Source organism: Vibrio sp. 378, assembly GCF_033339435.1.
Genome location: NZ_JAWOUO010000749.1, coordinates 1 through 620 on the forward strand (window position 1 = coordinate 1; position 620 = coordinate 620).

Below are 620 nucleotides of genomic sequence, written 5' to 3' on the forward strand. Positions count from 1 at the left end.
CGATCGCCAGCGCAACTTCACAAACGTGGCCTTCCAACTCGTCTTTAAATTCTTCGCCAATCAGCTCAGGATCAACGCCTTCCATTGGAGTTGAGTCAATACCAAGGCGCGCTAATGTGTGCAGTAGGTTACCCAGTGCGATGTAAACTTGCGCCTTAGTCCAATGACCGTTGAAGCCATTTTCATCGGTGTTCGCTTCGGCAAATGCGTATGCGCCCATAAAGGTGTTGTACATATCTGCTGGTAGGTGACCTGAAGTGACTTCGGCATCCACGCGTTTTGCAAACTTCTCTTTTGTGAACTTAGGATCGTAAGCAAGAAGGATAGTGTGCGACGCCGTGGTTGCGTGGGGTTGGTTAAATTGGTGTTTGTTCGCGAACGTGCTGTGGAAGCGTTGTTTCGCTTCATCACTTTCAATCACGATGAATTTCCATGGTTGCGAGTTAATTGACGATGCAGACAGACGAATGGCTTCTTTGATGATGGCCATATCTTCTTGAGAAATGCGTTTTTCTGCGTCGTATTTTTTCGCTGTGTAGCGGCTGTTTAGATCTTTAATGATTTGATGAGACACGTTTTTATCCTCGTTATTCAGTTTTATATCGGCCGCTTTTAGCTTC

The 620-nt window shown here is 46.0% G+C and carries 1 protein-coding gene; it reads right to left on the minus strand.

The genetic code is table 11. From position 1 onward, the window contains the following. On the minus strand, positions 1–574 hold a 574-nt coding region (locus R7Q48_RS28645), incomplete at its 3' end, for an NAD(P)H-dependent oxidoreductase (protein ID WP_318133723.1). Positions 575–620: the final 46 nt, after the last annotated feature.